This is a genomic window from Mesorhizobium sp., from assembly GCF_024509055.1.
Taxonomy (GTDB): Bacteria; Pseudomonadota; Alphaproteobacteria; order Rhizobiales; family Rhizobiaceae; genus Mesorhizobium.
The window spans coordinates 1-5,998 of record NZ_JANINM010000060.1; the positions used below are offsets into that span (position 1 = coordinate 1).

A 5,998-nucleotide genomic window follows, 5' to 3' on the forward strand; every position below is an offset into this window, starting at 1 on the left:
AGGCGGTGCCTGCAGGTGCGGGCGACTGGCCGATCTTGCCGGCCGCCACCTGTACGTTCTGCTCGGCGATGGCGTTCTGCACGTCGACGGCGGTGATGCCGAGATTGGCAAGCTTGTCCGGGTCGAGCCAGACGCGCATCGAATAGCGGCGTTCGCCGAAGATCTGCACGTCGCCGACGCCGGGCAGGCGCTTCAGCGGGTCGACCACCTGCAGATAGGCGAGGTTGCTCAGCGCCACCGGGTCGACGGAGCCATCCGGTGAGGTGAGATCGACGATCAAAACGAAATTGGGATTCTGCTTCTTGATCGTCACGCCGCCCTGGTTGACTATCGCGGGCAGGGAGGATGCGGCCTGCGAAACGCGATTCTGCACATCGACGGCTGCCGTGCTCAGCGGGTAGCCAACATCGAAGGTGATGGTGATGGTCGAGGAGCCGTCATTCGAGCTCGTCGACGACATGTAGGTCATGCCCTGCACGCCGTTGATCTGCTGCTCGAGCGGCGTGGTGACCGTATCGGCCACGACCTGCGCGCTGGCGCCGGGATAATGGGCGCTGACCACGACCTGCGGCGGCGTGATGTCGGGAAACTGCGAAACCGGCAAGAGGAAATAGGCGATCGCGCCGGCGAGCACCATGATGATGGCGATCGCCGACGCAAAGATCGGGCGGTGGATGAAGAAGTTCACCATGACGCGGATGCCTCGCTGAAGGGTTTTGCGAAGTGGCGCATGCGCCGGGTCCGGCCGGAACCGGAATCCTCCAGGAAGGGCGGCGGGACGTCGTCGGACGCCTGTTCCGCCGCAAGCGCGCGTAGCATCCGCTCGAAGGCTTTCGGGTCGATTCCGTCCGCCTTCATCACCAGCCGGATCATCGGATCCCGGATGGCTTCGTCGATCGTCAGGTCGTTACGCTTTTGCATAGGAGTGGCTCCTTGCTTGCGGCCCGCATCGATTGATCACGGTCCGATTTTTGGTTTCACCGGCCGAAGCCGCATGACAGGCGGGTTTTCTGTCCTATCTCACTCTGGCAGGGCGATCGGAGGGCCTTGTCGTTTGACGGCGAGTGATATAGGTGTTACCAGTAAGTAACATCCGGAAGTTACAGACCGGTAACACCCTAGTCAAGAGGTGGCGACGGTTTTTTTGGAAACGCGAAAGGAGAGCATGATGAACGACAGCGTCGCGGAGCGTTCCCGCCCCCGGGATCGGATTCTGGAGACGGCTCAGGACATGTTCCACAAGCACGGCATCAAGGGCGTTGGCGTCGACGCCATCACCGAGGCTGCCGGCACCAACAAGATGACGCTCTACCGTCACTTTGAATCCAAGGACGATCTCATCATCGAATGCCTGCGCGCCACGGCGGCGAAGGCTTCGAGGATATGGGACGAGTTCGAGACCCAGCATCCCGGCGACAAACTCGCCCAGCTGCATGCCTGGGTGCGCAAGGCTTCGGAAATGCTCAGCGCCGACAGTCGCGGTTGCGATATGGCCAATGCGGCCGTCGAGCTCAGCGAAACCGATCATCCGGCCAGGCGCGTCATCAAGGAATTGAAAGACGCCCAGCGCGAGCGCCTGGTGGCGCTGTGTCGCGACGCCGGTATCGGCCAGGCCGAGCTTCTCGCCGACACGCTGTCGCTGCTGCTCGAAGGCGCGCGCGTCTCGATGCAGAGCGTCGGCGCCGAAGGGCCGAGCGCGCAATTCGTGCGCATGGCCGAAAGCCTGATCGCCTCATTCCGGGCGCGCTAAGCGCGGTTCCCCCTCATCCGGCCGCTTCGCGGCCACCTTCTCCCCATGAGGCGAAGAGGTTGGCGCTGGCGCTGATATGCTTCTCTCTCCAGGGGAGAGGTCGGATTACCCGAACTACAAAACAATTCGACTTGGCAAATCCGGGTGATGGGGAGCAGCGCCGGCATGCCGGGCAAAGAAAAAGCCCGCTGTCGGGAGGAGGTGACAGCGGGCTTGATTTCGAATACGGCACGGGAGGAGGTGTACCGTATTCACCGTCGGTGTCTGGGAGGAGGAAGACATCCGACAGGAGCGAAAATACGAGTTGCCCAACGATTCGGCAATTGCGAAACATGCATAGCTGCTGTGCAGATTTGTAGGATCAATCGTCTGACAAATCCGAGCGCTTGCTCCAGCCGAGCCACATGACCCTTATTGCACCGGCACGTTCTCCTTGAAGATCAGCCGCGGCTCGATGAACTTCTTCGTCAGATAGGGCGCCGACGAGGCGATTGAGCCGAGCAGCCGGATCACAGATTGCTCGGCGATAAGCCGCGCATTCTGGTCGATCACCACGTCGGCGAGATCGTCGACCAGATAGCGGCGCGTTTCCTTCGTCAGATCATGGCAGATGAACACCGGCTTCCGGCGAAGCCGCGATTCGAGCAACGCCTTGGCCACGCCGGAGCGTCCGGCGCCGATGCAATAGATGCCGAGCAGTTCAGGGTCGTTGTGCAGCGCCTTCATGGTCGCGGTGTAGCTGACGTCCGGCTCGTCATTGATCTCGACCGCGCTCGAAATGGTGAGGTTGGGGAACTCCTCGCTCAGCACGGAGCGGAAGCCCATCTCGCGCTCCTCGTGGCCGCGATAGGAACGTGAGCCGACCATCATCGCCAGATGTCCGGCGCGGCCGCCGAGAAAGCGCCCCATGAGCAGCGCCGCGGTGCGTCCCGCCACCCGGTTGTCGATGCCGACATAGGCCGAGCGTGGCGCTGCCGGCACGTCCGACACCAGCGTCACCAGCCTGATTCCCGCCTCGACCAGTTCGCGCAGGATGTTGCGCGTGCGCGGATGGTCGACAGCGATGACGCCGACGCCATTGGCCTTCAGCGACAGGTTCTCGATAGCGTCCTGCAGTGCGCCCGGCGAGATGCCGGCTAGGTTGTGGATGCGGCAGGAGGCGACCAGCGGCAGGCGCTGGGCGTAGTCCTCGATATGGTGGGCAAGATCGGCCATGAACGTGTTGCTGCCGATCGGCAGGAAGAATTCCAGATGCGCCGGCTTCGACGGCAGCACGACCTGATCGAGGGTCGGCAGATAGCCGAGCTGCTTGGCCGCTTCCATCACGCGCTGCCGGTTGGCCGCGCTTGCTCCAGGTCGGTTGTTGAGCACCCGGTCGACAGTCGCGGTCGACAGGCCGCAATTCCGGGCGATGTCGGCTACGGTGGCTTTCATGGGGCCAGTCATAGGGTCTGATGCGAGCCGTCTCGGGCCAGATCAGCCATGCGGCTGCGGTCCGTCGGCGATGGCGTCGCGGATCTCCTTGTCCGACATGCCGGTGATGATCCGCTCGACCTCGGCGACGGTGGTCTTCTTCGGGTCGATGTCGTCGGCGACCACCTTGCCCCGTCGCATCACCACGATGCGGTCCACCACCTGGAACACATGATGGATGTTGTGCGCGATGAAGATGCAGGAATGGCCGGAATCGCGCGCGCTGCGCACGAAGCTCAGCACGCCTTGCGTCTCGGCGACGCCGAGATTGTTGGTCGGTTCGTCGAGGATGATGAGGTCGCTGTCGAAATGCATGGCGCGCGCGATTGCCACAGCCTGTCGCTCCCCGCCCGACAGCGAGCCGATCGGCGTCGTCGGCGGGATGTTCTTGGAGATGCCGACCTGCTTCAGCAGGCCTCGCGCCACCGAATTCATCGCCTCCTGGTCCATCCGGTTCAGGAAGCGCGGCGGCTTGATCGGCTCGCGGCCGAGGAACAGGTTGCGCGCGATCGACAGCTGCGTGACCAGGGCGGAGTCCTGGTAGATGGTTTCGATGCCATGCGCGATGGCGTCGCTGGTGCTGCGCAAGGTCACCTTCTTGCCGCGGATGAAGATGTCGCCGCTGGTCAGCGGCACCGCGCCCGACAGCACCTTGATCAGCGTCGACTTGCCGGCGCCGTTGTCGCCGAGCAGGCCGACGATCTCTTTTTCGTTGACGTGGAAGTTGGCGTCCACCAGCGCCTGCACGCGCCCGTAGGACTTGCGGATGTTCTCCATGCGGATCAGCGGTTCGGCCATGGTTCACGTCCCTGCCTGGTGCCGGCGTTCGAGCCACGAATGCAGCGCCATCATGCCGAGGATGATTGCGCCGATGAAGATGTTGTAGGCGAGGCCCGGCACGCCGATCAGCACGATGCCGTTGCGCATCACGCGCAGGATCAGGATGCCGAGCACCGTGCCGACGATGGTGCCGCGGCCGCCGGTCAGCGCCGTACCGCCGATCACCACCATGGCGATCACCTCGAGCTCGTAGCCGGTGCCGCTGTTGGGATTGGCGGCCGAGGTGCGCAGCGAGGAGATGACGCCGGCGAGCGAGGCCATCACCGCGGACAGGACGAACAGGCCGATCTTGACCCGGTTGACGTTGACGCCGCGCGCGCGGGCTGCGTTTGGATTGCCGCCGGCGGCCTGGATCCAGTTGCCGGTGCGGCTTTGCGTCAGCACGTAGCCAAGCACGATCGCGGCGCCGATGAACCAGAACAGCGACGCATAGATGCGGAACGGGCCGACATAGAAATCGCCGACCAGCAGGTTTGCCAGCCAGCTGCCTTCGGCGCTCCAGGTGCGTTGCGGAAAACCGTCGGTGATGAACAGCGCCGTGCCGCGCACGACGAGCAGCATGCCGAGGGTGACCAGGAAGGACGGGATTTTGAGCTGCGTGACGAACCAGCCATTGACCAATCCGATGAAGGCCGCGACGACCAGCGCAACGAGCAGACCCATTTCCAGCGAGGTGACGCCGCTGTTGAAGAGCGTCCACATCAGCACCGGCGAGAAGCCGAACAGCGAGCCGACCGACAAGTCGAATTCGCCCGATGTCATCAGCAAGGTCATCGCCAACGCGATCAGGCCGAGTTCGACCGTGAAGGCCAGGATGTTGGAGATGTTCTGCGGCGACAGGAAATCCGGATTGATGCCCCAGAAGACGGCGAGCTCGACGACGAGCAGGACGAAGGGCCCGAACTCCGGCCGCGCGATCAGATTTTGGATGAAGGAACGATTTTCCATTGAACCCGCGACATCGATGATTGGCTGAGGCCTGCTCTCATCGCGCAGGCCCGGCGGAACGGAAAGAAAGCCATGGCCCGATGGCGGGCCATGGCTTTTTGATCATGGACTATTTGCCGGACAGGATCTTGTCGTAGACGCCGGCGGTGTCCTTCTCGTAGAGCGCGCCGGTGATGACGTTGAAGCCCGGAGGAATGCCGCTGGCGGCCATATTGGCGAGCGAAAGCGCCACATAGCTGGTCGCCTGAGGGTCCTGCCACTGTCCGGCGTTGACATAGCCGTTCAGCACTTCCTGGGTGGTGTCGAGCGAGTTGCCCCAGCCGACGACCGGGATTTCGCCCGGCTTGACGCCGGCCTGGTCGAACACGCGCTTGATCGAGCCGGTGACGAGATCGCCGAGGCCGATGATCGCCTTCACCTTGCCCTTGTGCGCGGTGAGGTAGTCGACCATGCGGTTGATCACTTCGGCCTGGTCGAGCGTTGCTTCGGTCACTTCATAGGTGATGCCGGCTGGCCCGAAAACGCTCTTGATGCCCTCTTCTTCCTGCACGCCGTAGGTGGCGCCCGGAATTTCGACCGGCATCCAGACGAAGTCGCCCTTCTTCACCAGGCCCTTGTCGACCAGATACTGCGCCCAGTGCTTGCCGAAGGTGACGTTGTCGCCGCCGACATAGGCGTTGAAATTGGCCTTCGGGTCGGGCGTGTTGAAGTTGATGATCGGGATGTTGGCCGCGCGGGCTTCCTTGACGATCTCGACCAGGCTGCCCGGATCGGGGCTGGTGGTGACGATGCCATCAGCCTTCGCCGCGATGGCGGCGCGAACGGCCTCTTGTTGCGAGGCCACGTCGCCGTTGTGGAAGGACGTGTTGACCTTGTTGCCGGTGTCGGTGGCCCATTGCTTGGCGCCGGCCAGGAAGTAGGTCCAGACCGGATCGGCCGGGCCGCCATGCGAAATCCAGTAGAATGTCTTGGCCTCGGCCATCGCCG

Annotated in this window: 7 protein-coding genes; 1 reads left to right on the plus strand and 6 read right to left on the minus strand. The window is 63.3% G+C overall.

The genetic code is table 11. The features are described from left to right. Positions 1–691: efflux RND transporter permease subunit (locus Q0L57_RS03775; protein WP_296738310.1), on the minus strand; the 691-nt coding region annotated here is incomplete at its 3' end. Next, complete coding sequence (locus Q0L57_RS03780; protein WP_296738312.1) at positions 685–921, minus strand: hypothetical protein; 237 nt, start codon at positions 919–921, stop codon at positions 685–687. The genes Q0L57_RS03775 and Q0L57_RS03780, both read right to left, overlap by 7 nt. 247 nt (positions 922–1,168) lie before the next feature. On the opposite strand from Q0L57_RS03780, the gene Q0L57_RS03785 reads away from it, so the two are divergent. Next, complete coding sequence (locus tag Q0L57_RS03785; RefSeq protein ID WP_296738314.1) at positions 1,169–1,750, plus strand: TetR/AcrR family transcriptional regulator; 582 nt, start codon at positions 1,169–1,171, stop codon at positions 1,748–1,750. 411 nt (positions 1,751–2,161) lie between these two features. Here the strand turns inward: Q0L57_RS03785 and Q0L57_RS03790 are convergent, their stop codons facing one another. From Q0L57_RS03790 to Q0L57_RS03805, 4 genes are all read right to left on the minus strand, one after another. After that, positions 2,162–3,184 carry a LacI family DNA-binding transcriptional regulator gene (locus Q0L57_RS03790; protein ID WP_296738316.1) on the minus strand — a complete coding sequence of 341 codons (1,023 nt, stop codon included), beginning with the start codon at positions 3,182–3,184 and terminating at the stop codon, positions 2,162–2,164. A 42-nt stretch (positions 3,185–3,226) separates the two neighbouring features. After that, a complete protein-coding gene (locus Q0L57_RS03795; RefSeq protein WP_296738317.1) occupies positions 3,227–4,021 on the minus strand; it encodes an ATP-binding cassette domain-containing protein in 795 nt (264 codons plus the stop codon). Positions 4,022–4,024: 3 nt separating this feature from the next. Further along, the gene (locus Q0L57_RS03800; protein WP_296738319.1) at positions 4,025–5,011 is read right to left on the minus strand and encodes an ABC transporter permease; all 987 of its coding nucleotides are present in this window, start codon (positions 5,009–5,011) and stop codon (positions 4,025–4,027) included. A 109-nt stretch (positions 5,012–5,120) separates the two neighbouring features. Next, on the minus strand, positions 5,121–5,993 hold the full coding sequence (locus Q0L57_RS03805) for a substrate-binding domain-containing protein (RefSeq protein ID WP_296738320.1): 873 nt from the start codon (positions 5,991–5,993) through the stop codon (positions 5,121–5,123). Positions 5,994–5,998: the final 5 nt, after the last annotated feature.

What these genes read in the sequence shown, in the direction of transcription:
- Q0L57_RS03805 (WP_296738320.1), bottom strand. Translation starts at nt 5,993, where the DNA reads ATGGCCGAGGCCAAGACATTCTACTGGATTTCGCATGGCGGCCCGGCC.
- Q0L57_RS03790 (WP_296738316.1), bottom strand. Translation starts at nt 3,184, where the DNA reads ATGAAAGCCACCGTAGCCGACATCGCCCGGAATTGCGGCCTGTCGACC.
- Q0L57_RS03795 (WP_296738317.1), bottom strand. Translation starts at nt 4,021, where the DNA reads ATGGCCGAACCGCTGATCCGCATGGAGAACATCCGCAAGTCCTACGGG.
- Q0L57_RS03800 (WP_296738319.1), bottom strand. Translation starts at nt 5,011, where the DNA reads ATGGAAAATCGTTCCTTCATCCAAAATCTGATCGCGCGGCCGGAGTTC.
- Q0L57_RS03785 (WP_296738314.1), top strand. Translation starts at nt 1,169, where the DNA reads ATGAACGACAGCGTCGCGGAGCGTTCCCGCCCCCGGGATCGGATTCTG.
- Q0L57_RS03780 (WP_296738312.1), bottom strand. Translation starts at nt 921, where the DNA reads ATGCAAAAGCGTAACGACCTGACGATCGACGAAGCCATCCGGGATCCG.